Genomic DNA, 26179 nt, shown 5'->3' with positions numbered 1-26179 from the left:
AGTGACGCAGGTTCACGCAGGCAGCAGGAACCCCGCGAAGAACTCGGTCAGCTCCTCGCGCGCCGACAGCGGAAGCACGTGGGCTACGTACTGATCCGGACGAACCACGACGATCGCACCCTCCGCCGCAATCCCGCGAGCGGCGAAGATGTCGTCCTTGGCGTCGGTGGCCCACGCCTTCTCCCAGTCCTGCAACCCCAGCGGACCCGACGTCGGAAGCAGCAGCTCGGGCAGAGCCGTGACGTCGATGTCATGGTGTGAGCCGCGGAAGACGGCGTGCACGTCGATGACGCTGTCGATATCGGCATCCGCTGCGGTGAACGCGCGCACCGGCGAGTCCGCTCCGTCACTCAGCCACGTGGCGAACTCCCGCAGTGCCGCCCCAGAGGCGTCGCCGAAGGCGTAGATGCGCCAGCGACCATCGGCACGGTGCGAGTGACCGAGCTCCATCCGGCGCGCATCTGCGACCCGCCGCGCGGGCGCCGAGTGGAAGCGTGCGCCGACTTCGAATCCGGTCGCAAGCTGCTGATGGTCGGATGCCCCGGTAAGTGTCGACGGCGTGTACTTCGTCGCGAGTCCTGCCGTGTATCGGCCCTGGCGAGCGAACTCCGCCTGCATGTCGGCGGGCGAGACACCGCCGCGCTCCGGATGCTCGGGATCCAGCGCCGGCTGCGCGATGAAGGTCGACCAGTACTTGTCGAACGCGATGAGATCGGCGGCGATCGTCTGGCGCTCCTCGGAGTATGTGCGCAGCAGCGTGGCATCCGATCGCCCCTGCAGGACGGCGGCGAGCTTCCACCCGAGGTTGAAGGCGTCCTGCATCGAGACGTTCATCCCCTGGCCAGCCTTCGCGCTGTGCGTGTGGCAGGCGTCGCCGGCGACGAAGAGGTGCGGAACGGCATCCGCCGGAGCATCCGCTGTCAGATCGTCGAAGCGATCGGCGAGACGCTGGCCGACCTCGTAAACGCTCGACCATGCGACCTGCCGCACGTCGATCGTGTACGGATGCAGGATGGCATTCGCGACCTCGCGCAGCTCCTCGGCTGTCTTGTTGCGGATGTCGCTGTCACCAGCCGCGACCTCACCGAGATCGACGTAGCACCGCACCATGTTGCCGCCCTCGCGCGGGATCATGAGCAGGCTTCCTTTGCCGGCCGACTGCACGACGTTCTTGGTGCGCCAGTCCGGGAAATCGGTGGTTGCCAGAACATCCATGACGCCCCAGGCGTGGTTGGCAGCGTCGCCCTGGAGCTCAATTCCAAGTGAGCGGCGCACGTTGCTGCGAGCGCCGTCGCATCCGATCACGTACTTCGCCTGCACGACGAACTCGTCGCCATCGGCCCGGCGCAGCCGGGCGGTCACCGGATACTCGGAGTCGTTCATCTCAAAACCCGTGAACTCGATACCGTAGTCAGCTTCGAGCTTGCTCGCCGAGTTCGCGGCGTGCTCAAGCAGGTACTCCTGCATCCGCGCCTGGTTGACGATCACGTGCGGGAATTCGCTGAGCCCCTCGGGGGTGTCCTCCACCCAGCCCGTGCGGACGATCTTCGAGCGATCCTGCTCGGACGGCCCCCAGAAGCGCACTTCGTTGACCCAGTAAGCCTCGCGCACGAGCGCGTCGGCAAGCCCGAAGGCCTGGAACATCTCGACCGTGCGGCACGCCACACCATCGGCATGCCCGACCTGCAGCGGTTGTTCGCGGCGCTCGACGATGCGCGTGGTGATGTCGGGGAACTCAGCCAGCTGGGCTGCAAGCACCGTGCCGGCGGGCCCGGTGCCCACGATGAGCACGTCGACCCGCTCGGGGAACCCGGCGCCGCGAGCCGCGACCTGGGCAGCTGCGGGCTGGATGTCGGGGTCTCCGGGGCGGTAGCCGTCGCGGTAGAACTGCATCAGATCTCCTTTGATCACTCCGGGCCGGCCGGAGAAAGTTTCCGAGGATTCGGGATAGTTGGGGTGCCAACGATTGTACACGCGCCGTGCGTGCGAAGCTAGCCCCATGGCGAACTCCCGCTCCGGCGACTCGATGACCGAGCGCATCGTGCGCGTCCTCGACACATTCACGACCGAGCGGACCATCCAGACCGCCACCGAGATCGCCGAACGCGCAGGCCTCCCATCGTCCACCGCGCATCGGATCGTCGGAGACCTCGTCACCGCAGGCCTACTCGAGCGCGACGAAGAGATGCGCATCCGCCTCGGAATGCGCCTGTGGGAACTCGCCCTGCGCGGCTCGACCGCACTTCGCCTGCGCCAAGCCGCACTCCCGCACATGGAACGGGTGCAGGCCCTGATCCGCGAGCACACCCAGCTGGCCGTGCTCGAGCACGAGGAGGCACTGTTCCTCGAGCGCCTCTCCCACCCGGATGCCGGCGCCAACATCACCCGCGTCGCCGGGCGCCTGCCCCTGCATGCCTCCTCATCCGGCCTCGTCCTGCTCGCGCACGCCGACCCCGAGGTGCGTATGCACGTGCTGAGCGGCCCCCTTCGCGCCGTCTCACCCGAGACGGTGACGGATGCTGAGACGCTCGGCGCGCAGCTCACCTCGATCCGGCGGCGGGGTTACGTCGTTGCCCCCGGCTCCGTCGAGGCCGTCTCGACCGGCGTCGCCGTGCCGGTACGCGATCACGGCGAGGTCATCGCCGCACTGTCGGTCATCCTCCCCCGCGACACCGCACCGACGCCGGCGATCAACGCGCTGATCGGCGCCGCCCGGGCAATCGAACAGGACCTGCGCCAGCCGCACTGACTCTCATTCAATGGGATTGCGCCGAGGTGACTCGATGCTTCGCGGCACACTGGTGCGTAGCATCCATTAGGCACCGTCGAAGGAGACACCGTGAGCACCAGCATCCGCACCCGAGTCGCGATCGTCGGGGCTGGCCCCGCGGGCCTGATCCTCTCGCACCTCTTGGCCGAAGCCGGCATCGAATCCGTCATCATCGACCAGCGCTCCCGCGCGGAGATCGAGCAGACCATCCGCGCCGGCATCCTCGAGCAGGGCACCGTCGACCTACTCACGCGGATCGACCCGAACACCCGCGTGCACACCGTCGGTCATCGCCATGACGGCATCGAGTTGCGATTCCAGGGCGAGGGCCACCGCATCGACTTCCCCGGACTCGTCGGACGCAGCGTCTGGCTCTACCCGCAGCATGAGGTGCTGAAGGACATGCTGGCGTTGCGTCTGGACGCAGGCCAGGACCTGCGCTTCGGCGTCACGGCATCCCGCGTCGAAGACGTCGATACCGACCACCCCCGGGTCATCGCAACGGATGCTGACGGCGCAGAACTCGTCATCGAGGCGGACTTCGTGGTCGGGGCCGACGGGTCGCGCTCCGCGGTCCGCCCTGCCATCGCCGGCACCTCCCGGGACGGCTACTTCCGCGAGTACCCGTTCGCGTGGTTCGGCATCCTCTGCGAAGCACCGGCCAGCGCGGATGAGCTCATCTACAGCAACTCCGAGAACGGCTTCGCCCTCATCAGCCAGCGCAGCCACGAGGTGCAGCGGATGTATTTCCAATGCGACCCCGACGCCGATCCAAACTCCCTGAGTGAAGCGCAGATCTGGGAGACGCTGCAGTCACGGGTACCGGGCACGACGCTGAAGGAGGGCACAATCTTCCAGCGCGACGTCCTGCGCTTCCGCAGCTTCGTTGCCCGAGAACTGCGCCACGGCCGCGCAGCCCTCGTCGGCGACGCCGCACACACGGTGCCACCGACGGGCGCCAAGGGCATGAACCTCGCGATCGCCGACGTCGTCATCCTCGCCGACGCGCTGAACGCGCTCCTGACCGAGAATGACACCCGGCTGATCGACGGCTACGCCGAGGCAGCCCTTCGCCGCATCTGGAAAGCGCAGAACTTCTCGTGGTGGATGACAAGCATGCTGCACAGCCTGCCCGAGCACAACGAGTTCGACCAGCGTCGCCAGATCGGTGAGCTGCGCTCGCTCGTCGATTCCGAAGCCGGTCGCACCTACCTCGCCGAGGCATACACCGGTTGGCCGCTGGGCTGAGTTCCGTGGTGGCGGTCAGCTGCCAGCCGCAGGCTTACGGTTCTCGGCGCTGACCATCCACGCGAACTGCTCGAGCTTCTCGATGATGGCGTGCAGGATGTCGGCACTCGTGGGGTCTTCGGAGTCGACGGCATCGTGCACCTCACGCATGGTGCCTACGGTGGCCTCAAGACGCACCGTGATGAGGTCGACAGTCTCTGCCGTGTCGACCTCGCCCTGCGGATACTCCGGAAGCGTGGTGGTGGATGCAACGACATCGCTGCGTCCATCCGGAACCGCATGCATCGCTCGCATGCGCTCAGCTACGGTGTCGCTGAACATGCGCGCGGCCTCGATGATCTCGTCCAGTTGGCGATGCGTGTCACGGAAGTTGCGACCGACAACATTCCAATGCGCCTGTTTGCCCTGCGACGACAGTTCGATCAGATCTACGAGCACGGCCTGCAAGTGCGCGCTGAGTTCCTTGGACGCGACGAATCCTTTCTCGGCATTCTGACGCTTCGTTCGCTTGGACCCCGAGCCTCCTCGGGCGTTGGTCTTTGCGGGTGTCTTGTTCGTAGCCATGTTGACCTCCTGAGGCGACCGTATTGCGCTCAGCTCATCCGACAGACGGGCTTGACAAACGCTCTCGACCCGGCGACTCTGTCACGCGTGCGCGCAATCGCGACACCGCAACAGCGAGCACGACGACCGCCAGCGAGACCGCCACTGTCGCCACCACCGGCGCCTCCGGCTCCCCCGACCAGCGTCCGACAGCGATCCACGCCAGCCCCCACCCGGTCGCGATAGCCGGCGCCAACCGGCCGCCACGCCATGCCGTGAACACGGCGATGAGTCCCACAACGATCAGCGTGATCACCCCGGGCACGCTCGACTCTCCAGCCCACGCGCCCAGTCCGATGTCTGCCAACCATGCCGCCAGATTCGCCGCGGACGCCACCGTCACCCAGCCGAGGTACAGTCCGATCATCCCGTCCACGAGCACCAGTTCGGCCAGGGTGCCCCGTCGAGACCGACGGCATACGCGCACGAACGTCACCAGCAGCACGCCGAGCAGAATCACGATGAGCACGAACGATTCGGCGATACGCCAGGCCTGCACGCACGCGATCCACGCGGCGTTCAGCACGGCGGATGCCGCAACCCCGTACCCGACCGTGCGATGCAGCGGCTTCGCCGCCTGCCCCGGCAACAACTGCCACAGCGCGTATCCGAGGAGTCCCAGATAGATCACAGACCAGATTACGAACGCGAGGCCGGCAGGTGCGAGCACCGTGGCATCCGCAGCGAACGCACCGCCCGCAGCATCCGCAATGCTGACGCCTCCGAACACCCCGGACCCGAATAGCGCGGCGACCACAGCACCGACAACCGCCAGGGCGACGACAATGCGGCGAGCGCGATCAGACTGCTGCGTCTGGTTCATGCCCCCAGCGTAAAGGGATCCGCCCGCTCCTACTCCGCGGCCGGCGGCGTGGCGCAGGTCGTGAGGTTCGCGATGGTGTCGTGGTACTGCTCGGCCGTGAACGGAAGACCGAACTCCGGCGCGGTCTGTCCGCTGGCGGCCGGAGCCTTCGACGCGATCGCCGCAAGCTCCCATGCAAGGTAGGCAGCAGGCGCGGATCCGGCGCTGGAGTTGTTGAGCACCACGGCCACGGTGAAGCCCGTCGTCGGGTCGGAGTATGCCGAGCTCGCGTATCCCGGTGTCCACCCGTGCTGGCCGATCATCGACCCAACCAGGTACGCCCCACCGGTGACCTGATACCAGGATGGAGCCCCGGGAGCGGTGGGAAGCGGGTTCGCGAACCGGTCGGGTTCGGCACCCTCCGGGCGCAAAGCCTGGCGCGCTGCGGCCTGAACGTAGCTTCCGAGGTCGTCGATCGTGGAGACGACGCCCGAGTCGGTGTATCCCATGCTCGACGACGCTGTGGTGATATCGACCGGGGCCGCACAGTTGTAGCCGCCCTCGATCGGCGGCAGGTAGTTTCCGCTCAGCGAGTTACTCCCGGGCTTGGCTGCGGTCGCTGCGGGCAACGCTGTGCCTGCCAGGCCCAGCGGCGAGGTGACGTATTCAGAGATCAGCCGCGCAGCGCTCTTACCGGATGCCCGCTCGAGGGCGAGGCCGAGCAACAGGTATCCGGCATCCGAATCGCGGTACGTCGTGTGCGGTGTGGCCGGGTCTTGCCCGAGACCGAAGGATGCCAACTCCAACGGCGCCCACACCCGCTCCGGGGTGTTCAGCCACATGCCGGAAACGGCGGCCTCAGACGAGCCCACTCCGCTGGTGCTGTTGCACAGGTCAAGCAGGGTGACATCTTCGAGGTGCGCCACACCGGAGACATAGTCCGGCACAATCCCGTCGAGCTCGACAACACCGTCATCGGCGAGGCCGTACAGGACGTCGCAGGTCATCATCCGGGTGGTATCCGCGATGCGGAACGTCATATCCGTGGTGACTTCGGTCTGGTCTTCGACCGACTGCGTCCCCAGGGCCGTGACCCAGGTGCCACTCCATGGCACCCACACGCCGACGATCGCACCGGTTGACCCGGTTGCGGAGATCGCATTCTCGACCGCCGCCTGCATCTGGGCGACGGTGCCCTCCGGCAATGCCTGGTCAACCTGCTCGGGGGGCGTGTAGGAGAAGTTCTCCGCGGGCGCCGAACAGCCAGTCAGGACAAGAGCGAGCGCTGCGGCAACCGCGGTGGCGGCACGCCAGCGGCGCGACGGAAGAAGGTGCATGAAGATGGCTCCCGGAATGGTTTCTGCCCCGAGTCTAAAGCGCTCACCTGCAAACTCGTCACCGAAGCGGTCCACTTCGGGGAGACGTACAGTAAACAGGTGCCCCATATTTTCGAAGACGACGTCGTCTCAGCCGTTCTCCACCACATGAATAACGACCATGCCGCAGACAACCTCCTCATCTCACAGGCCAACGCCGCGGCATCCGATCTGAAGATCACGAGCGCCGAGATGATCGACTTCACCGGCACCGGCGGCATCTGGCAGATCGTGCGCGCCGGAATCCCGGAGCAGCTGGATATCCCGTGGCTCGGTGGCTCGATCACGGAGCGCGCAGACGTGCGCCGCGAGATCGTCGCACTGTACGACCAAGCGTGCGCGCGACTCGGCGTGGCCGCGCGTCCGCATGACTGATCGAGCGCGACCCTTCTGTTTCAGTTAGGCGACCCTTACACTGAGCGCATGGCGGAACTCATCTCCTTCTCAGCGGCCCTGCGTGAACGCTCCTCGACATCGCACTCACAAAGCGAGCACGCGGGCTTCATGTCCGACCTGCTGAAGGGCGAGGGCTCCCGCGAGGACTACATCGCCCTGGTCTCGCAGCACTACTTCATCTACGACGCGCTGGAGTCGATGGGTCAGCAGCTGAAAAACGACCCGGTGGCGGCCGTCTTCATCACCGACAAGCTGACCCGGCTGCCTGCCCTGGAATCCGACCTGGAGTTCCTCGTCGGCGCCGATTGGCGCGAGCAGATCACACCGCTGCCGACCACCCAGCGCTACGTGCAGCGCATCCGCGAGGTCGGTGCCGCCTGGCCTGGCGGGTTCGTCGCACACCACTACACTCGCTACCTCGGCGATCTGTCCGGCGGCGTGTTCATCGGCCGGGTCATGCAGCGCCGGTTCGGGTTCGAAACGAACGGGATCGGCTTCTACCTGTTCGACGACATCGCCGACCCGAAGTCTTTCAAGGACGTCTACCGCGAGCAGTTGGATGCTGCGCCCTGGGATGATGCGGAACGCGAACGCGTCATCGACGAGGTGCTGCTGGCGTACCGCTTCAACACCGAGCTTTTCGAAGACCTCGATCGGGCGCGCGCGGCCGCCTAAGTGTCAGGAGCCGTCGACCTCGGGAGTGGATGCCTTCTCCCACGCTTCGCGCATGAAACGGCGCACGTCCTCATCGACCTTGATGTCGCTGGGACGCAGCGGACGCGACAGGTACAGCCCGTCGAGTGATGTGAGCCGCGACAGCGCCACGTAGGTCTGTCCCGGAGCGAATGCGCCGCCACCGAGATCGATGATCGCCCGGTCGTAGGTCTTGCCCTGCGACTTGTGGATCGTCACCGCCCACGCCAATCGCAGCGGGAACTGCATGAACTCGGCGATCACGTCGCGGCTGAGAGTCTTGGCGCTCGGATCGTAGGAGTACCGGAACCTCTCCCAGACGGCCGGCTCGACATCGACGTCCTCGCCGTCGATCTCCACTCGTACCGCGCCGCCGAGGATGCGCTTGACCGTGCCGATGGTGCCGTTCACCCAGCGCGGCGGCTCGCCGGTCATCGACACGTCGTTGCGCAGGAACATCACCTGCGCGCCGATCTTGAGCTTCAACTCGGCATCCGCCGGGTACGAGGCATCCCCTCGCCCAAAATCTCCATTGATCTCAGCCCGGGCGGTCTGCTCCTTACCCGCGAGGGCCGCCAGGTGACGACGATTGATGTTGTTGACGATGTCGTTTCGGGTGGCGAGCGTGATCATCGGCACCTCCCCCGGCTCCGGGTCGGGTGGCGTGCGCGTGCCCTGGGTGTTGAGCACCTCGGCGATCTCGGCGGTGACTCGCCCGTAGCGCACCGCATTCAGCATCGATTTGAAGCCATCGTCGGACTGTCGATGGATCTGTACGAGTTCGCGCACGTGCAGCTGCGCGCCGTACCGGCCGAGGTCGATGAGCCCATCCGCCTCGCCCATCGTCGCCCCCGCCCACACCTTGGCGTCGAAGAACCAGAATGAGCGGTAGTGATCCTGCACATAGCGCAACTCGTCGCCGCGCGGCGGCACTGGTGCGAGCTGGTACGGATCCCCGAACATGACGACCTGCACGCCACCGAACGGCTCGGCACGACGGCCGCGCGCCTGGCGCAGGGCTCGATCCATGCCATCCATCAGATCCGCGTTGACCATCGAGATCTCGTCGATCACGAGGGTATCGATGGCGTTCAGGATGCGACGGGTGGCGTCGTTCTGCTCGATCTCGCTCTCGGCGATCAGCCCGATCGGTAGGCGGAACAGCGAGTGGATCGTCTGGCCCTCGACATTGAGGGCCGCAACACCGGTCGGCGCGCAAATGGCGATCTGCTTCTCGGTGTTCCAGGCGAAGTACTGCAGCAGCGTCGATTTTCCGGTGCCGGCCCGTCCGGTGATGAAAACGTGCTCCCTGGTGTCTTCGATCAGTCGATACAGCTCCTGCTGCTCATCGGACAGTGCGGGAAAGGACACGACACTAATCGTACGTCCCCATCCGGCGGCGCTCGGCACTGTCACAGCGGGCTGCTTCTAGACTGGCGCCATGGATCAGCCCGGGACGAGGACGCCGCGTGTGCGCCGCCTGGGTACCGACCTCACGATTCTGACCCTCGTGGGCATCCTGCTTCTCGCTGCTTTCGGCGCCGGTGGGCTGGCGCTGTACACCCAGTTCTACGGTCCGGCGGCCTTTGTCACGCGGTACCTCGATCTGCTCTCCGAGGGCCGCGCCGCCGATGCGCTGCTTGTTCCTGGCGTCGCCATCGATCGCCTCACCGTCGAGGAGGCCGGCATCGATCCAGTCTCCTCGGAGGCGCTGCTACGCCGTGCTGCGCTCGCTCCGCTCAGCGACATCACCGTCGTGTCCCAAGAGGCTGCGGACGGCGTTACCTCGGTCACGGTGTCTTATGTCGCCGGCACCCACCCCGGAACGAGCACCTTCGAGGTGGAGCAGGATGGCTGGGTCGGCGTCACTCCGAACTGGCGCTTCACCCGCACGCCGCTGGCCGCAATATCGCTGAGCGTCCTGGGTGCCGACCAGTTCGCGGTCAACGGCTTCCAGATCGATCGGCATCAGATCTCTCCGGCGGGCGCGGACGCTGACCCTCTCGATCCCCTCTCGCTGCTGGTGTTCACTCCTGGTGTGTACTCCGTGACCGTGGACACCGCGATATCCGCATCGCGCGGCGTCAGCATCCTCGCCGACTCTCCACTGATGCAGACCCCGGTCGATCTGCAGACGACCCCCACCGAGGGGTTCGTCGAGGTCGTGCAGACGCGCGTGGAAGAGTTCCTCACCCAGTGCACGACGCAACAGGTGCTGCTGCCCACGGCTTGCCCCTTCGGCCTCGAGGTGCAGAACCGGCTCGCGAGCCTTCCGGAGTGGTCGATCAGCTCTCAGCCGACCGTGACCGTCGAACCGGACGGCGCGCACTGGAGGATTCCCGCGGCAGAAGCCGTCGCGCACATCGAGGTCGACATCCGCTCGCTCTTCGATGGCTCGATCCAGCATGTGTCCGAAGACGTGCCGTTCCAGGTGGACGGCACGATCGTGATCCTGCAGGACGGCTCGGCATCCATTCGGGTCGGCTCGCCGGGCGAGTAAGGCACCGGACTCGGCAGGACTCGAGCCAGCCGCGTACCGGACTCAGCCGCTCTCGCGCTCCGCGCGGAGCTGATCACGATCGGCGAGCTGCGCCAGCTGGGCGTTGTACTCCTCGAGCTCGGCCTCGCCGGTGCGGTCGGCGTGACGATCGCTGCGGCGCTGGATCTTCACGTCATCCCGGCTCCACTGGATCGCCACTGTGATCGCCAGGATCAACGTCGGAATCTCACCGACCGACCAGGCGATGCCGCCACCGATGTACTGGTCTTCCATCGGTGTCGGGCCCCAGGTGCGCCCCATCGATCCGAACCATTCCGCGACCATCAGCCCCTCCTGCATCATGATGGCGACGCCGAAGAAGGCGTGCATCGCCATGATGGCGATCAGGGTGATGAGCCTGCCCGGGTACGGCAAGCGGTACGGGACCGGGTCGATGCCGACCAGCGACATCACGAACAGGTAGCCCGAGATCAGGAAGTGGATGATCATCCACTCGTGGCCCAGATGCTCGTACATCGCCCAGCGCACGAGGTCGGTGAAGTAGAAGGCCCACAGCGAACCCATGAAGATACCGGCCGCAACGAACGGGTGCGTGATGATGCGCGAGAACGGCGAGTGCACCGCCCACATAATCCATTCGCGTGCGCCGCGGGTGCCGTCATCCCGTTTGTGGATGCTGCGCAGCGCCAGCGTGATCGGCGCCCCCGAGACGAGCAGCAGCGGGATCGCCATGGACAGCACCATGTGCCCGAGCATGTGCACGCTGAACAGGTATTCCTGGTACAGGTTCAGCGGACCATTGGTGACCCAGAACAGCAGGATCAGGCCCAGCACCCAGAACACGGTGCGGTGGATCGGCCAGCGATCGCCGCGCCGGTGCATCCGCCAGACTCCGGCCAGGTAGAAGAAAAGTCCGAGTGCTGTAGCGACGACCCAGAGGATGTCGAAGTCCCACCCGGTGAACCACATGTCGATGGTGAACTCCGGCGGCAGCGGAGCGCGGCTCAGGATTTCGGCCGGCGTCTTGCGGATAGCGGCGACATCGCCGGTCGGCGGAGGTGTGCGCGCCAGCGCCGCGGCAGCACCGGATGCCAGGCCCATGAGTGCGACTTCGCACAGCACCAGCATCCAGAACCAGCGCGATGCCCGCTCGCCGTCCAGCCGCGGAATCAGGCGCGCGCGGTACCAGGCGCCGAGAAGGCCCATGGCGCCCAGCAGCACCACCTTGGCGAGGATGATGAGGCCGTACGGCGTCCACAGCCCCGCCCAGTCGCCGAGTCCGACGATCGAGCGGACGATGCCGGAGACCGCGACGACGAAGAACGCAGCGATCGCCAGGCTCGAGTACCGGCTCACCAGCGCGACGGGTTTGACACCCGGCGCGCCACGCAGGATGACCAGCAGGATCAGACCGCCCAGCCATACCGCGGCGCCGATCGTGTGCAGCAGAATCGAGTTGACGGCGAGCACGTGTCCGGACAGCTCGCCCGAATGCCCCTGGGTGGCCATCGGCAGCAGGGATGCCACGGCGATGACAGCGGTGATCAGCACGAAAGTCCAGGTGCGCCAAGCGAACAGCAGGATCGTGACGACCGCGCCCATGAGCATCGTGATCAGCCAGGCCTGACCGAGGGGCAGCTCGAAGAAGAAACGCCCGAGCTGCTCGCCGAACTGATCGTCAAGACTGAATTGGATGCCGGAGAAAGCGCTGCGGAAGGTCAGGAACCCGGTCGCTCCCGCGGAAACGGTGAAGATGGCGGCGCCGATGGATGCGGCATCCATCGCGGTTTCAAAGGGCTTGTCCCCCGCTTTGAGAGCGAACAGTGCGAGAACGATCGAACCGATCATCACCGCAGCGCTGAGATTATTCACGGTGCGAGCGACCGGCAGCCCCCAGCGCACGAGCGTACCGGGGTCCTGCAGCAGCTGCTCTGCGGCTCCGCCACCGAAGGCGAGACCGGCGATAAGGGCGACAGCGGAGGCGATCGCAAGAATGAGGATGCCGCCCGCACGGTACACCGAGGACTGCGCGGTGCGGGAGCCGAGGGAAGTCACCCCTCCAGCCTAAGCTCGCTCGGCCCGGAGAATGCACGAAGGCCGCCCCCGGAGGGACGGCCTTACGAGCGGAGCAGTCTTACTTGACGGCTGCCTTCAGCTTGGAACCAGCGGTCACCTTGACGCGCTGGCCAGCGGGGATCTTGATCTCGGCGCCGGTCTGGGGGTTGCGGCCCGTGCGAGCTGCGGTCTCGACACGCTCGAAAGCGATCCAGCCCGGGATCGAGACCTTGCTGCCCTTGGCAACAGCGTCAGAAACCGTGGCGAAGAGCGAGTCGAGGACGCCCGAGACGGTGGCCTGGCTCTGGCCAGTGGCGGAAGCGATGCTCGCGACGAGCTCGGTCTTGGTGATGGACTTGTCAGCCATGTCATCCTCCAGCGACGAAGTGTCGCATTGATTGGGTTATCGGAGCGGATGCTCCTGGTCGAGTGACCGCCTCGAATGTATCAACCACCATCGACATTTCCGCGTCATTTCGCGGGTTTTGGGGTTTTTGTGCGCGTGTCGCGTCACTTTTGCCACTTCAGTCACAGAATTGCGGGTGTCTGGGGTGGCTGCGGGCGCATTGTTGGGTGCCGCGGAGGGCCTGCTGCGCCACCGCTGCGCCGCGGCCGCGCCACGGCCGCGCCGGGATGCTGCACCCGCCGCGCCGGGATGCTGCACCGCCGCGTTGGGAGGAAAACGCAGCGTTGGGCGGAGCTTCAGCCGCAAAGTCTCCGCCCATGCGTGCGTTCTCCGCCTATGCGTGTGGCCGCGTTCCGCCTACGAGTGCGGCCGCGTTCCGCCTATGCGTGTAGCCGCTGTTCCGCCAATGCGTGCGGCCGCGTTCTGCTCTGGCCGAAGGCGCAAGAGCATCGGGATGCTGATGCTCAGGTCAGCGGGCCAGATGGAGACGCTGGGCAACGGCCGCCATGATCAGTGCCTGAACCTGCGGCCAGTGATCCATGAGTTGCGCGTAGCTCACCCTGATCACGTGATACCCGTGCAGCTTCAGGAGTGCGTCATGCGCGATGTCGCTGGTGCGCTGCGCGCCGACATGGTGACCGCCGTCGATCTGCACCACGAGCCTGTCGCCAATGAGGAAATCCACCGGATGCCCGAGCAGCCAGGCTTGCGGCACGATCTGCAGCTTCAGCCAACGCAACCGTGTGAAGAAGATGGTCTCGGTCCCCGCATCCGCGAAGGGCCGTGCCTCGGCGAGCAGACGACGCGCGACCGGAGGCAGCGGGGTGCGGCTGAGAAGGGCATAGTCGAGCTTGCCCTTCTTCAGCGCCGACTCCCATACCGACAGCGCCGACTCATGCGGTTGGCATCGCGCCACGAGGACGAGCGCATTCTCGATCGAGTCTTCGCACGAGTCGGGATCCCGCGGGAACAACGGCTCGTTCCAGTGGATGACGCCGCGCTCCACCTTCGCATGACCCGAGTTCGCCGGGGCCGCAACGTGCGGGTCAGAGGCATCGAGCACCCACAGCCCTCTTCTCGCGGCGAGCGTGACGCAGCTGAGCACCACACCTCGGCGCGCAGCAGTCACCAGCATCGGGTCGGCCGAGGCCAACGCCACCCAGCCCCGGCACACCGAAAGTATCCAGCCCTGTTCGCGCGCTCTGCGCAGCGCATATGTGCTGACGCCGGCTCGGCGCAGGGTGTCCACGCGCGCGACGCCACCGCGGTCTTGAAGCTCGAGGATCGGATCCATCGCTCGATCATGACGTTGCCAACACCCCGGCACATCCGGAGATCGCACGTTCGGTGGAGAAACACGTCGACCTCGGAAGTGTGCAGAAGAACTTGTGACAGCGATGCCATCATCATCGCCATCAGCATCCGCACGCTCGGGAGGAGAACGCAGCGTTGGGCGGAGCCCCAGCCGCGGATTCTCCGCCCAACGCTGCGAACTCCGCCCAAGGCTGCGGACCCAAGTACGCCCCGGGCACACAAAGGGCCGAAGCACGCCCCGGGCACGCTGCGGACCCATGTACGCCCCCGGGCACGCAAAAGGGGCGAGGTTCCGAAGAACCTCGCCCCTAGAAAGCGATGCTTACCAGCTCGACTTGGTGATACCGGGCAGCTCGCCACGGTGTGCCATGTCGCGGAAGCGCACGCGCGAGATGCCGAACTTCGTCAGCATTCCGCGGGGGCGTCCGTCGATGGCGTCACGCGAACGCACGCGCACCGGCGAAGCGTTGCGCGGAAGCTTCTGCAGACCGATACGTGCGGCCTCGCGGGCCTCGTCGGTTGCATTCGGGTCGACCAGGGTCTTCTTCAGCTCGAGGCGACGCTCTGCGTAACGCTCGACAATGACCTTGCGCTGCTCGTTACGAGCGATCTTGCTCTTCTTCGCCATGTTTAGCGCTCCTCGCGGAAATCGACGTGCTTGCGGACGACCGGGTCGTACTTCTTCAGCACGAGGCGGTCGGGGGTGTTACGACGGTTCTTCTTGGTCACGTAGGTGTAACCAGTGCCTGCCGTCGAACGCAGCTTGATGATCGGACGAACGTCCTGAGACTTCTTAGCCATTAGAGCTTGACACCCTTCGCCTGGAGGTCCTTGACGACGTTCTCGATGCCACGCACGTCGATCACCTTGATGCCCTTGGCGGACACGTTCAGGGTGATCTTACGGCCGAGCGAGGCCACGAAATAGGTCTTCTTCTGCACGTTCGGGTCGAAGCGACGCTTCGTCCGGCGGTGCGAGTGCGAGATGTTGTGACCGAAGCCGGGAACAGCTCCTGTCACCTGGCACACTGCTGCCATGTGAATTACTCCTTCATTACCGTGAGGCCGGACGGCCTCACCCAAGATCCCTTGTCTGCATGCCCCCGACGCTTCTGCAAAAGCTCGGCGAACGAAGGACACGCGTACTACGCACAGGAGTGTGCGCAGACAAAGAGTCAGTTTAGCATGGCCTGAGCATCCGCCGCGCCGCGTCCCCAGCGGAACGGCGAGACCGACCGGTCACCGTCGATCCAGAACCGCCAGGGGAACGCGCTCGTCCCCGCGATACCCGCGACGCCGACGCGCGGTCCTGCAGCAATCCCGGTGACCGGATCCCCGAGCCACAACTGCGCGCGAGCACCATTGAGTGCGGCGCCGGTGATCGCATCGATGCCGTCGTGCAGAGCGTGCCGGAGTCCGGAGACCTGCCCGAGCCGTCCGGGTCCGCGAGCGAGGTCGCGTCCGGTTCTGCCGGATCGGGATGCCGAGGCATCCGCCCCTGCAATGACTGACCCGGCGCGCAGCAGCACTCCGCCGGCGAGGCCGTCGGGTCCGCACACCACGTTCACGCACGAGTGGATGCCATGACTGAGGTAAACGTAGAGGTGTCCGGGCTCGCCCCACATCGTGTCGTTACGGGCCGTGCGGCCCATGCGCGCATGGGAACCGGGATCGGGTGTGGGGCCGGTGCCCTGCCCGTGATAGGCCTCGACCTCGGTGATACGCAGGTGAACCTCGACGCCATCGACCACGGTCTGCAGCTGCGCGCCCAGCAGTCCCGGCGCGATATCGAGCGGGAGGCCCTCGAGATCGGCTCGTGTCGCCAGGCGCAGCGTCATGACCTCAGAATGCCGGCGCCATCTGGCACCAGGAGACGTCGAACCCGGTCAGAACAACCAGTTCCTCGCCCGAGCGCAGATCCATCAAGTGGGTTTCCAGCGCCTTCGGCAGCGCGACACCCATGTCGTCGTACGCGTTGTCGATCAGGTTCGGCGCAACGGTCACCGCCGCATACTGCCCGCTGGGCGATGCGCACGCCTGCAGGATCGCACTGCCGGATGCCACCTCGAGAAGCGGTGTGGCGGCACCGGCCTCGTCGACGCGGATGATCGCCTGCCCGGTCGGGAGCCCCGTCTCGTCGCGCGCCACAATGTGGCGCAGCGTGCCACCGGGGAACGGAGTGATCGTGGTGGCTGCGCCAAAGTCGGGATCGGATGCTGCCAGCGGCGTCTCCGAGCCATCGGCCAGGTTCAGTTCGACCGTGCTGCCGTCGATCTTCTCGACGATGGCGGTGTAGGTGCCGCGGGAGACTCCGAGCAGTCGCATTACGATGCCCAGGTTCTGCGCACCGGCATCCCCCGAGCGATCATCCAGCGAGAGCGTCCCGGCAAAGTCGATGAAGAGCACCGCAGCGGAATCCGGCACGAACTGCCACTCCGCGATACTGGCCTCGTCGTCGCCGACCGTCACGATCTGCGGTTCACTGTCTTCGCTGAGAGACTGGGTCACCAGAACGCTCGCGCGGCCACTGTCCTCGCTGATCGTGCGGTCCGAATAGATGTAGCCGACCAGCCCGCCCCGATCAGATACCTGCACCGAACTGACATAGCCGTCTCCGGGCAGCGTCAGCTCGCGCACGTTCTTGGCCTGCCGGTTCATGATCAGGATGCGCGAACCGCCGTCGTCCTCGACCGCGACGACCAGGCCGGTCGATGTGGCCCGATAGTCGTTGATTCGCGGGTGGGAGAACACCGGGATCGCCTTCTCGCCGGTGAGGTCGGTGCGGAAGATCGTGTCGTCCTTGTCGGTGCGGTTGAGGAGGAAGATCTCGGATGCCGGCGTCGTGAAGCTCTCTGTCAGCTCAGATGCCGGGCCACCGCCGGTTCCCACGACATCGGCGACGCGGACGGTGTAGTCGGTGGCGTCGTCGAGGGGGACGGTGAATCGGATACCGATGCTCCGGCCGGCGGCATCCACCGTGAACGGCACGGCAGGATCAACCGTGACCTGCGAGGCGTCGATTGGCTCCAGCGCCTGGTTGGCGGTGAGCACGACCCGACTGCCGGAGAGCTCGATCGCCTCGGCGGGTTCGACCTGCACTTCGGTGAGCCGTGGCCCCTGGGCGAGGCTGAGCGCGCTCAGGCCGGCGACGATGACAGCGAGGACGCCGACGACGCCGAAGAGCGCCAGGCGGAAGCGGCGCGTGTCGGGCCGCTTGGTCTCGCTCCGTTCACTCGACGGCGGAGACGACGGAGACGACGGAGACGACGGAGGGGAATCCGGCACCGGCAGAGCCTCCGCGGGCACGCCGACGCTCTCCACGACCGGAACCTCAGCAACCGGAACCGGCGGGATCTCCGCACGCTGAGCTGCCTCGCGCGCAGCGCGTGCTTCAGCTCGAGTCTGGGGCGGCGATGATGACTGCGGCGAATGATCCTCAGTACTCATAGGGATCCCCGGGCTCGTCGATCTCGGTGACCGAGGTCGGGATGACGCGCAACGAGCCGTCCTCGGCGGCCTTGACGGTGCCGGTGACCTCGATCCACTGCCCGGTTCCGTACTCAGCCGCATCAACACTGACCGGAACCGCGGCCGGCTGAGCGTCGATCACGCAGTGGGTGATCACCATGCGCGTCAGGTTGACAGCATCCGCGTCTTGGCTCGGCGTGACGAAGCCGGTAAGCGTGACCGTCGAGCCGTCATAGGACTCGGGACGCGATGCGGTGGCGAACACGCTCGACCACTCGCCGATCCCGAAGGCCGTGGTGTCGGCAACTCCGAGTGTCGGCGTGTCCGCACCCGCGAACAGCGCGCCGCCCGCATCCGAGCGCGACATGGCAAGCTCCACCGACAGGGATGCTGGCGGAAGGACGAGCGCTGCGATGACGACACCGGAGGCCACGACCCCGCCAGTCACCGCGCCCACGATGCCGAGCGAGCGGCGTCGTGAAGTCGCGGGTACGTCTGGATCCGCGGCATCCATCTCGCCATGATCGTGACCGTGATCGGTTTCCGTACCGAGCGGCAGCGCGCAGGACCACACGGCGCCGGCGAGCACCACCACGGCACCGGCGCAGGCGAACCAGATCGACTCGGGGCTGATGTAGAGCGTGAGCTGGCCCGCAATACCGAGACCCAGGGTCACGATGGAGATGACCACGGCAAGACCGAGACCGAGCCAGCGCGAGCCTATGGCGCGCCAACGCGACGGCGCAGGTGAATCAGCCAAAGACGTTCACCCCGATTCCGATCGCGAAGGAACAGGCAAGCACCACCGCGACGACTCCGGCGAGCGTCCGGGCGGTGAAAGTGGTGCGCAGCAGCGCCAGCATCTTCACGTCGACGAGCGGTCCGACCAGCAGGAACGCGATCAGCGCGCCAGACGAGAACGTCGAGGCGAACGACAGCGCGAAGAAGGCATCGACGTTCGAGCAGATCGCAACCGTCATCGCCAATGCCATCATCGCGAGGATCGACAGCACCGGGTTCGATCCGATCGACAGCAGAACATCTCGCGGAATCAGCACCTGCACCGCTCCGGCGAGCGCCGAGCCGATCACCAGCGCGGGCATGACCGCACGCAGCTCGACGAGGAACTGCGTGAGACTGCGCTTGGTGGGCGTGCCGTGCTCATGCGAGACGCGCTCGCAGGTGGCGGTGAACTGCTGCGTGAGCAGGGCATCCGGCGAGGGGTGGCGGCTGTAGATCCAGCCGATGAGGTTGGCGATGAGGTAGCCGCCGACGAGGCGCGCGACGAGGATGCCGCCGTCCCAACCGAACGCGGCATGTGTGGTGATGATGACGATCGGGTTGACGATGGGCGCCGCGATCAGGAAGGTCATCGCTTCGGCAGGCGCGAGTCCGCGCATCATCAGGCCACGGGCGAAGGGCACGTTTCCGCACTCGCACACCGGGATCAGCATCCCGAGCAGCGAGAGCACCGCACGCCGTGCCCAGCCCTGGCGGGGCAGCCAGCGCTGAATGGCATCGGGCGGCAGCCACACCTGCACGACGATCGAGAGGACGACGCCGAGCACGATGAACGGCAGCGCCTCGATGAGGACGCTCAACGCCAGCGTGAGTCCGTCCTGGGCACGTGTGGGCAGGGAATCCTGGAACAGGGCCGGGGCGAAGCGGTCGATCAGGAACAGCGCGGCGATGATGATGGCGCCGATGCCGACACCGATCCACGGCGAGCGCGGTGTCCGCCGCCGCGGCAACCCGGTCGCTCCGCTCCCTGAGCCTGGTTTTCCGCTCCCTGAGCCTGGCGAAGGGCGCTTTCCGGCGAGCGTGCTCACGCAGCCCCCGCCGCGCGCTGCTTGGTGCAGGGGGTGCACAACCCGAAGATGTCGACGACGTGCTCGGCTTCGCTGAAGCCGTGCAGGGATGCCGTGCGCTTGGCCCAGGCCTCGACGTCCTTCGCTTCGATCTCGACCGTCAACCCGCACGACCGGCAGATCAGGTGGTGGTGGTGCCCTTCGGTCGAGCAGGCACGGTAGAGAGCTTCGCCCTCAGGGCTCTGCAGCGAGTCGGCGTCTCCGGATGCCGCGAGCCCAGACAGAGCACGGTAAACGGTGGCCAGACCGATGCCGGTGTTCTCTCCGCGAAGCGTGGCGAACAGGCTCTGCGCGCTCACAAAACCGCGCGCATCCGCGAGTGCTTCGCGCACTCGTTCACGCTGCCAGGTGTTTCGCTGAGCCATGTCTCGAGTCTAGGCCGCGGTTTATGGCGTGCGGCTGAGAGCGGACCTACGCATGAGCATGCCTCCGCACGCGCACGCGCTGGCGATGCACGACCCAGCACACCGCGTAGATCAGGAACGAAACGGTGGTGATGTACGGGCTCACCGGCAGCGTGCCGGCCAAGGCGAGAAGAATTCCGCCGACGGCCGAGATGAACCCGAACAGCGCGGCCAGCAGCGGCACCGCCAGAGGACCGACGCTGATGCGCATCGCCGCAGCGGCGGGGGTGACCAACAGCGCCATCACCAGCAGCGCACCGATGATGTGCACGGCGACGGCGACGATGAGCCCGAGCAGCACCATGAATGCCAGGCTCAGCGCCCGGGTCGGGATGCCCCGCGCGGCGGCGGCGACACCGTCCAACGAGTCGAACCGCAGTGGGTTCCACATCAACAGCAGGCTCACCAGGACGAACGCGCTGATGCCGATCAGCCAGCCGAGATCGGGGCTCGACACCGACACGATCTGCCCGGTGAGCAGGCCGAATCGGTTGGCGCTGCGTCCGTCGTAGAGCGAGAGGAACAGGATGCCCAGGCCCAAGCCGAACGGCATGAGCACTCCGACGATCGAGTTGCGATCACGGGCTCTGGCGCCGAGGATGCCGATCAGGATCGCCGCCACGAGGGCACCGCCGAGGGAACCGGCCACGACGCTACCGCCGAACAGCAGGGCACCGGCGGCCCCGGCGAACGACAGCTCGCTCACGCCGTGCACCGCGAACGCGAGGTCGCGCTGCATGACGAAGACGCCGATCAACCCACCCACGATGCCGAGCACCGCACCGGCGATGATCGAGTTGGACAGCAGCGCGACGAGTGCGCCGTAATCCTGGAAGGAGAAGACATCGCTCCAGTCGAGCAGGGGCGCGGTGATCATGCGTTCTCTCCAGCGTCGATGTCGCCGTGATCGTGGTGTGGCTCGGCATCCGGGACTCCGACAACGACAAGACGGTCGCCGGCGCGGAGCACGAAGACGGGGGTCCCGTACAGATCGGTCAGCACCCTGCTCTGCAGCACCTCGTCGGGCGTGCCGAGCACGAAGCGTCCGCCCGCGATGTAGAGGATGCGATCGACGCGGCCCAGGATCGGGTTGACGTCGTGCGTGACGAACAGCACGGCGGCTGCGCGATCGTGCCGGTGCCGGTCGATGATCTCCGTGACGCCGAGCTGGTTCGCGAGATCAAGATTCGACAGGGGCTCGTCGCACAGGAGGAGAGCGGGTTCATCGGCGAGGGCCTGGGCGACTCGCAGCCGTTGCTGCTCTCCACCGGAGAGCAAGCCGACCGGACGCTCGGCGTAGTGCGCGGCGCCGACGCCTGCGAGCAGGGCATCCACGCGCTCTCGATCGCCGCGGCGCGGAACCGGAAGACCGAACCGCGTTCCGCTGACACCGAGTGCGACCACGTCGCGGGCACGCATGCTGGTGTCCGGTGGCAGCGGCCGCTGCTGCGGGATATATCCGATGCGCGGGTTGCCTCGTCGCACGGGAGCGCCCGCTACCGTGATGTTGCCTTCGCTGAGCGACTGCAGCCCGAGGATCGCCCGCAGGAGGGTCGTCTTGCCGGAGCCGGAGGGTCCGAGCACGGCGATGAACTCCCCCGGCGCCACGCTCAGGTCGAGACCGGACCACAGCTCGCGGTTGCCACGATGAAGGGCGGCGCCGCGGATCTCGAGTATCGGAGCTCGCTCAGTGTCGCCCGTACTCACGACCGCAATGCGTCGGCGAGGTTCTGGATCGCATCTTGCATCCACTCAGCGTACGACGATCCATCCTCGAGGAGCTCCGTGAAAGCCACGACGGGGATGCCGGCAGCCTCGGCCGCGTCTTCGACACGCTGGGTCTCGCTGCCTCCGGTCTGCGCGTTCGTCAGGACGACGTGCACGTCCCCGCTGTCGATCACGTCGAGCGCGGCGAGCAGTGCCGCAGGGGCCACGTCGTTGCCCTCTTCCACTGCCTCGGCGAAGCCCTCCGGAGTCACGTCCGTGAGCCCAGCAGCGGCGGCGATGTAGCCGGGCAGCGGTTCGGTGATGAAGACGGACGCTCCAGTGAACTCGGCACCGAGCGTCTCGAGTTCTGCTTCGAAACCCTCCAGCTCCTCGATGATCGCGTCAGACGCGGCCGTGAACTCGGCAGCGCCGTCGGGGTCGAGCTCGCTCAGCTCCACGGCGATGGCTTCCACCACGTGGATCATGGTGTGCGGATCGAACCAGACATGCTCATTGAAACCCTCGATGTGGCCGTGGCCCGCGTGGTCGTCATGATCGCCGTGATCGCCGTGGTCGTCGTGTTCATCTTCGTCCGCGTGCTCTTCGCCCTCGTGGTCGTGTTCTTCGTCCGCGTGGTCCTCATGGCCCTCATTACCCGGGTAGCCGTGTGCGGACTCGACCGCCATGAGCACATGCACGTCGGAATCGCCGATCAACGCATCGATGAAGGAGTCATAGCCGCCACCGTTCTCGATGACGAGGTCAGCATCCTGCACAGTGAGGCGATCGCGAGCGGAGGCCTCATAGGAGTGCGGATCCTGCGCGGCGGAGGTGATGAGCGAGGACACCTCGACCCGCTCACCGCCGATCTGCTCGGCCAGTGCGCCGTAGACATTGGTCGTGGCGACGACGCGGACAACGGAGTCATCTGCGCTCTCTGCGGCGGGAGCGGACGAACATCCAGCCAAGACGAGGGCGGATGCTGCCAGGAATGCGGTGGCGAGGTAGGGCTTGTGCATTCGTCCACTGTACACGCTAATGATAACCATTCTCACCACGGTCGCTGGGCGAGCACGGGTGAAGAATCGGGTGAGCACAGGGATGAACTTTCCTAGCGGTCATGGCAACTTACGGGATTGCTCGCAATGCTGACTATGCGAGCAGATGATCGCCCAACGATTCCTCGAATCGTCGTTGAAAATGCAACGAGAGAGCAACTGGAATGACTAAAGAAGCTGTTACCCCCAAGCCCGCATTCACTGGCATCCGCACAGCACTGGGTGTGGGCGGCGTCCTCGCCCTCATCGTTGGCGTTCTGATCCTGGTATGGCCCGGCAGGACGGCGATCGTCGTCGCCGCGATCATCGCGATCTACGCACTTGTTGCCGGCCTGGTCTACGCATGCCTCGGCGTGTTCAGCAAGGGCCTGGGCGCGTGGTCGAGGGTCGGCCATATCGTCCTGGGCGCGGTGTTCGTCATAGCGGGCATCGTGGCCTTCGCAAATCTTTCGCAGACGACCGTTGCACTGGCCGTCTTGCTCGGGGTGATGGTCGGCGTCATGTGGATCGTGGAGGGCGTCGTCGCGTTGTCCGCACTCGGCGGCTCCGCTTCCAAGGCGTGGTCGATCGTCTTCGCAATCATCAGCATCCTCGCCGGAATCATGCTGATGTTCTCCCCGATGTGGGGCGCAGCCGTGCTGTGGTGGATCCTCGGCATCTCGCTCTGCGTCCTGGGAATCATGAACATCGTGCGTGCATTCACATTCGGTAAGCAAGGCTGAACCATGACCGCATCCCCGATCGAGGGCCTGTACAACTTCCGTGACACCGCCGGCCTGCCCCTCCGAGGCGGTGGCGTAACGCCACCTGGCGTGCTGTTGCGCTCGGATGCTCTCGCGTCGCTGACACCGAAGGGGCTCGAGGCTCTCGCTGCGACCAGCGTCGGCGTGATCGTCGATCTTCGTACGCAGGCAGAGCGCACTGTCGCCCCCGACCGCATCCCCGACTCGCGCCCGATCACTGTCGTGGAGCTGCCGATTCTCCAGGGTGCGATGGCAGATATGGCGATGCAGCTGGGCAACGACTCTTCCTCAGCGAAGACGCCGCCAGCGCATTTTGACGTTCCCACCCTGGGGGATCTCTATACGCAGATGCTTGCCGGCAGCGCGGACGCATTCGTGCAGATCGCTCGCCTGATTGTCGCAGAGAAGGGGTCATCTGCGAGCGCTGTGCTGGTGCATTGCACAGCAGGCAAAGACCGCACCGGTCTTGCGACTGCCCTCATGCTCGATGCCGGAGGCGTCGAGCGCGCGGCAGTGATCGATGATTATGCCGCCTCCCAGAACAACCTCGCGGGGGCCTGGGCCGATGGAATGATCCACGCAGTCTCGAGCTACGGCGTTGAAATCACTCCCGCTCTTCGCTTGCTGATCACCGGCACCCCGCCGCAAGCGATCGAACAGGCTCTCGCCTGGGTGGATGATCACCATGGCGATGCTGCTGGATATCTCCGCTCGGCCGGCCTCACTGCCGACGAGCTTTCACTGCTCCGTGCCCGCTTCGCGGCGTAGGTGAACCCGTTTGCGTGATCTCGCATTGCGCGTTGACCACGCAGAAGCCGCCGCTCGCGCTGATGAGATCTCGTCATCCATCAGCGCGAGCGGCCCCGAGCCGGAAGGCTCTACCGTTTGCGGCGCGCGACCGGCCTCGATCGCATCCGCCAATTCCCGCAGCGCGGCCTGAGCACGTTCCGTGGCTTGCCGATCGACGGTGGTGGAGGAAGCGATCTGCGTCGTCGCTGCCGCGGTGATCGCATCCGTGACCCGCTCCAAAGCGGCGATCTCCAGCATCCACGCGGACGCCGCATCGGCAATTCTGGGTTCGGACAGGGATCGAGCCACCAACGTGCGCATGTCCGCGATCTGGCGGTAGAGCGCGCGGCGAGCTGCGGCCGCACGCTGCGCATCACTGTCAGTCACCTGATCCTCCAGCGCGATTCCCGCATACTGCGCGATGGATCGAGCCAGCCCCGCGACGTTCTTCGCCAGGTTGCGGGGCGCCCGCCACGTCGCCGGCCACGGCAGATACCCGATCAGCAAGACAATCGCACACCCCAGCACCGTGTCCATCAGCCGTGAACTGACAAGCCCCGCACTTGCGCCGGCATGAAGCTCCACCAGCAGCACTGCCAGCGACGTCATGATCGCAGAGAACAGTCCGAAGTTTCGCGGCATCGCGATCGGAATCAGCGCTGCCAGCGGCAGAATCACGAGGATCTGCCAGCCTCCGTGCGGAACCAGAGAAATCGTCAGCGCGGCGATGGCAACACCGATCATCGTGCCGAAACCACGCTGGACTGCCCGTGCGAAGATCGACCCGAAGTCTGGTTTCATCGCCTGCGCGACCGCGAGCATGACCAGATAGGGGCGATCCAGATGTAGCGCGATGGACACTCCCTGCGCAATCGCCATGCACAGAACGAGCCGACCAGCGAAGCGCCACGTCTCCGCTCCGGCTGACAGCGGCCTTTCCACCCGGTGCACCAGATCAGCGAACGTCTGCCTCGCAGGAAGATCAGGAGCGACGAGCTGCTCTGCACGTCCCGATCCGGCGGCAGAAAATTGAGCGACGGCTCGGTCCACGCGTTCGAGTGCCATGCGGAGGGCGACGACCTCGGCACCCGCCGAGTGCGTCACCGGAAGCTCCGGAAGCGGGTGGCGCGCATCAGCGATCCACGCGGCGACCCCGCGCAGATAGGTAATCGTCTCCTTCGGCGCGACCACCTGTTTCGCTGCCACGGCGATCGCCGCATCGACCGCGGGAGCCGAGGCGTTGAGGATGGTGACCAGTTCCTGCCAGCGGATGTCTCGTTCGGTGATGTTCGTTCGCGATGCAACCAGCGTGTCGTATGCATCGTCGAGGGCGTTCGTCAGCTTCAGCCCTGCCGTGCTGGCTGCCGCCTCCGACTGTGCCGCCAGCTGGGCGGCCAGTGCCGTGTACACCTGCGCAATGGCTCGTCGCTCAGGAGAAAGCCTCACTCCGATAAGCGCGGCCGACACTGCCGTCAGACACAGCCGCCACAGCCCGCCTGCGAGGAAGATCAACGGCGCCTGCCACGCGGGATCAAGGCCGAAATCTGCGTTGGCGGCGGTGACCGCATAGACCAGAAAGTACAGTCCCGCTTTGGAGGCTACCGGGCCGATTGCTCCAGACAGTGCGGAGATGAGCGTGGCAAGGATCACTGCCACGAGGGTAAAGACGGAATGACCGTAAACCAGGACACCGAGTGCGAAGCCGATGGATGCCGCGGCCGTCACCAGCGTGATTCGTCGTACTCGTTCGGCGCCGGCGGCGCCGGTATCCATCACCGATCCCACCAGCGCGCCCATGGACGCTAAAGCTCCGGCCCCGATGACTGTCGCATCCCGCGGATCGATCAGCAGGCTGAGTCCGACGGGCACGGTGACACCGACAGCCGCGAGCCCAACGCGCTCCCACTGGATCCGCGCCGGAGTGACGCGCACCAGCGCACGGACCCACGGGCTGTGCCGTGCTTCAGTAGCCAATGCCGA

General features: G+C 66.0%; 27 protein-coding genes. 7 read left to right on the top strand and 20 right to left on the bottom strand.

Annotated elements, in window-relative coordinates; genetic code table 11:
• Positions 1-12: 12 nt before the first annotated feature.
• Positions 13-1893 carry an FAD-dependent monooxygenase gene (locus ACSS7Z_RS07160; protein ID WP_438253817.1) on the bottom strand — a complete coding sequence of 627 codons (1881 nt, stop codon included), beginning with the start codon at positions 1891-1893 and terminating at the stop codon, positions 13-15.
• A gap of 106 nt (positions 1894-1999) precedes the next feature.
• Between ACSS7Z_RS07160 and ACSS7Z_RS07155 the strand changes: the two genes are divergently transcribed.
• Both ACSS7Z_RS07155 and ACSS7Z_RS07150 read left to right on the top strand, forming a co-directional pair.
• Positions 2000-2749 (top strand): IclR family transcriptional regulator, encoded by a 750-nt coding sequence (locus ACSS7Z_RS07155; RefSeq protein ID WP_438253816.1) that lies wholly within the window; start codon positions 2000-2002, stop codon positions 2747-2749.
• Between the two features lie 90 nt (positions 2750-2839).
• Positions 2840-4018, top strand: coding sequence for a 4-hydroxybenzoate 3-monooxygenase (locus tag ACSS7Z_RS07150; RefSeq protein ID WP_438253815.1), 1179 nt, complete (start codon positions 2840-2842; stop codon positions 4016-4018).
• A 15-nt stretch (positions 4019-4033) separates the two neighbouring features.
• Here the strand turns inward: ACSS7Z_RS07150 and ACSS7Z_RS07145 are convergent, their stop codons facing one another.
• The 3 genes from ACSS7Z_RS07145 to ACSS7Z_RS07135 are packed head-to-tail and all read right to left on the bottom strand — an operon-like array spanning position 4034 to position 6760.
• Complete coding sequence (locus ACSS7Z_RS07145) at positions 4034-4582, bottom strand: Dps family protein (protein ID WP_438253814.1); 549 nt, start codon at positions 4580-4582, stop codon at positions 4034-4036.
• A 34-nt stretch (positions 4583-4616) separates the two neighbouring features.
• Positions 4617-5444, bottom strand: coding sequence for a TspO-related membrane protein (locus tag ACSS7Z_RS07140; protein WP_438253813.1), 828 nt, complete (start codon positions 5442-5444; stop codon positions 4617-4619).
• Positions 5445-5473: 29 nt separating this feature from the next.
• Positions 5474-6760 carry a serine hydrolase domain-containing protein gene (locus tag ACSS7Z_RS07135; RefSeq protein WP_438253812.1) on the bottom strand — a complete coding sequence of 429 codons (1287 nt, stop codon included), beginning with the start codon at positions 6758-6760 and terminating at the stop codon, positions 5474-5476.
• 99 nt (positions 6761-6859) lie between these two features.
• Between ACSS7Z_RS07135 and ACSS7Z_RS07130 the strand changes: the two genes are divergently transcribed.
• Together ACSS7Z_RS07130 and ACSS7Z_RS07125 are read left to right on the top strand one after the other, a co-directional pair.
• Positions 6860-7174, top strand: a complete 315-nt coding sequence (locus ACSS7Z_RS07130) for a DUF2470 domain-containing protein (protein WP_438253811.1) — start codon at positions 6860-6862, stop codon at positions 7172-7174.
• Between the two features lie 48 nt (positions 7175-7222).
• Positions 7223-7870 (top strand): biliverdin-producing heme oxygenase, encoded by a 648-nt coding sequence (locus ACSS7Z_RS07125; RefSeq protein ID WP_438253810.1) that lies wholly within the window; start codon positions 7223-7225, stop codon positions 7868-7870.
• A gap of 3 nt (positions 7871-7873) precedes the next feature.
• On the opposite strand, the gene ACSS7Z_RS07120 is transcribed toward ACSS7Z_RS07125, so the two are convergent.
• Positions 7874-9259: an ATP-dependent DNA helicase gene (locus ACSS7Z_RS07120; protein WP_438253809.1), complete on the bottom strand. Its 1386-nt coding sequence runs from the start codon at positions 9257-9259 to the stop codon at positions 7874-7876.
• A gap of 70 nt (positions 9260-9329) precedes the next feature.
• Between ACSS7Z_RS07120 and ACSS7Z_RS07115 the strand changes: the two genes are divergently transcribed.
• Positions 9330-10388 (top strand): hypothetical protein, encoded by a 1059-nt coding sequence (locus tag ACSS7Z_RS07115; protein WP_438253808.1) that lies wholly within the window; start codon positions 9330-9332, stop codon positions 10386-10388.
• A gap of 42 nt (positions 10389-10430) precedes the next feature.
• On the opposite strand, the gene ACSS7Z_RS07110 is transcribed toward ACSS7Z_RS07115, so the two are convergent.
• From ACSS7Z_RS07110 to ACSS7Z_RS07045, 14 genes are all read right to left on the bottom strand, one after another.
• Positions 10431-12443, bottom strand: coding sequence for a bifunctional copper resistance protein CopD/cytochrome c oxidase assembly protein (locus ACSS7Z_RS07110; RefSeq protein WP_438253807.1), 2013 nt, complete (start codon positions 12441-12443; stop codon positions 10431-10433).
• Between the two features lie 79 nt (positions 12444-12522).
• Positions 12523-12810: an HU family DNA-binding protein gene (locus ACSS7Z_RS07105; RefSeq protein ID WP_438253806.1), complete on the bottom strand. Its 288-nt coding sequence runs from the start codon at positions 12808-12810 to the stop codon at positions 12523-12525.
• A 508-nt stretch (positions 12811-13318) separates the two neighbouring features.
• Entirely contained in the window at positions 13319-14143 is an 825-nt protein-coding gene (locus ACSS7Z_RS07100; RefSeq protein ID WP_438253805.1) for a type IV toxin-antitoxin system AbiEi family antitoxin domain-containing protein, read from the bottom strand.
• Positions 14144-14485: 342 nt separating this feature from the next.
• The gene (gene rpsN / locus ACSS7Z_RS07095; protein WP_438253804.1) at positions 14486-14791 is read right to left on the bottom strand and encodes a 30S ribosomal protein S14; all 306 of its coding nucleotides are present in this window, start codon (positions 14789-14791) and stop codon (positions 14486-14488) included.
• 2 nt (positions 14792-14793) lie between these two features.
• A complete protein-coding gene (gene rpmG, locus ACSS7Z_RS07090; RefSeq protein ID WP_438253803.1) occupies positions 14794-14964 on the bottom strand; it encodes a 50S ribosomal protein L33 in 171 nt (56 codons plus the stop codon).
• Positions 14964-15200 (bottom strand): 50S ribosomal protein L28, encoded by a 237-nt coding sequence (gene rpmB / locus ACSS7Z_RS07085; protein ID WP_438253802.1) that lies wholly within the window; start codon positions 15198-15200, stop codon positions 14964-14966. The genes rpmG and rpmB overlap by 1 nt, the downstream gene beginning before the upstream one ends.
• A gap of 137 nt (positions 15201-15337) precedes the next feature.
• A complete protein-coding gene (locus tag ACSS7Z_RS07080; protein ID WP_438253801.1) occupies positions 15338-16000 on the bottom strand; it encodes a DNA-3-methyladenine glycosylase in 663 nt (220 codons plus the stop codon).
• 4 nt (positions 16001-16004) lie between these two features.
• Positions 16005-17609 carry an Ig-like domain-containing domain gene (locus tag ACSS7Z_RS07075; protein WP_438253800.1) on the bottom strand — a complete coding sequence of 535 codons (1605 nt, stop codon included), beginning with the start codon at positions 17607-17609 and terminating at the stop codon, positions 16005-16007.
• Positions 17599-18390: a TIGR03943 family putative permease subunit gene (locus ACSS7Z_RS07070; RefSeq protein WP_438253799.1), complete on the bottom strand. Its 792-nt coding sequence runs from the start codon at positions 18388-18390 to the stop codon at positions 17599-17601. The genes ACSS7Z_RS07075 and ACSS7Z_RS07070 overlap by 11 nt, the downstream gene beginning before the upstream one ends.
• The gene (locus ACSS7Z_RS07065; RefSeq protein WP_438253798.1) at positions 18383-19381 is read right to left on the bottom strand and encodes a permease; all 999 of its coding nucleotides are present in this window, start codon (positions 19379-19381) and stop codon (positions 18383-18385) included. Before ACSS7Z_RS07065 ends, ACSS7Z_RS07070 begins: the two co-directional genes overlap by 8 nt.
• A gap of 74 nt (positions 19382-19455) precedes the next feature.
• The gene (locus tag ACSS7Z_RS07060) at positions 19456-19863 is read right to left on the bottom strand and encodes a Fur family transcriptional regulator (RefSeq protein WP_438253797.1); all 408 of its coding nucleotides are present in this window, start codon (positions 19861-19863) and stop codon (positions 19456-19458) included.
• A 46-nt stretch (positions 19864-19909) separates the two neighbouring features.
• Positions 19910-20779 (bottom strand): metal ABC transporter permease, encoded by an 870-nt coding sequence (locus ACSS7Z_RS07055; protein ID WP_438253796.1) that lies wholly within the window; start codon positions 20777-20779, stop codon positions 19910-19912.
• A complete protein-coding gene (locus ACSS7Z_RS07050) occupies positions 20776-21609 on the bottom strand; it encodes a metal ABC transporter ATP-binding protein (protein WP_438253795.1) in 834 nt (277 codons plus the stop codon). Before ACSS7Z_RS07050 ends, ACSS7Z_RS07055 begins: the two co-directional genes overlap by 4 nt.
• Positions 21606-22628: a metal ABC transporter substrate-binding protein gene (locus ACSS7Z_RS07045; protein ID WP_438253794.1), complete on the bottom strand. Its 1023-nt coding sequence runs from the start codon at positions 22626-22628 to the stop codon at positions 21606-21608. The genes ACSS7Z_RS07050 and ACSS7Z_RS07045 overlap by 4 nt, the downstream gene beginning before the upstream one ends.
• Positions 22629-22831: 203 nt before the next feature.
• Here ACSS7Z_RS07045 and ACSS7Z_RS07040 point away from each other — a divergent pair, with 203 nt between their 5' ends.
• Together ACSS7Z_RS07040 and ACSS7Z_RS07035 are read left to right on the top strand one after the other, a co-directional pair.
• The gene (locus ACSS7Z_RS07040) at positions 22832-23389 is read left to right on the top strand and encodes an HdeD family acid-resistance protein (protein WP_438253793.1); all 558 of its coding nucleotides are present in this window, start codon (positions 22832-22834) and stop codon (positions 23387-23389) included.
• Positions 23390-23392: 3 nt separating this feature from the next.
• Positions 23393-24178 carry a tyrosine-protein phosphatase gene (locus tag ACSS7Z_RS07035; protein WP_438253792.1) on the top strand — a complete coding sequence of 262 codons (786 nt, stop codon included), beginning with the start codon at positions 23393-23395 and terminating at the stop codon, positions 24176-24178.
• On the opposite strand, the gene ACSS7Z_RS07030 is transcribed toward ACSS7Z_RS07035, so the two are convergent.
• The gene (locus ACSS7Z_RS07030) at positions 24149-26173 is read right to left on the bottom strand and encodes an FUSC family protein (RefSeq protein ID WP_438253791.1); all 2025 of its coding nucleotides are present in this window, start codon (positions 26171-26173) and stop codon (positions 24149-24151) included. The genes ACSS7Z_RS07035 and ACSS7Z_RS07030 overlap by 30 nt on opposite strands.
• Between the last annotated feature and the right edge of the window lie 6 nt (positions 26174-26179).

Source organism: Microbacterium wangyouchuni (assembly GCF_051546305.1).
GTDB lineage: Bacteria > Actinomycetota > Actinomycetes > Actinomycetales > Microbacteriaceae > Microbacterium.
This window is presented reverse-complemented; position numbering and strand designations above follow the sequence as displayed.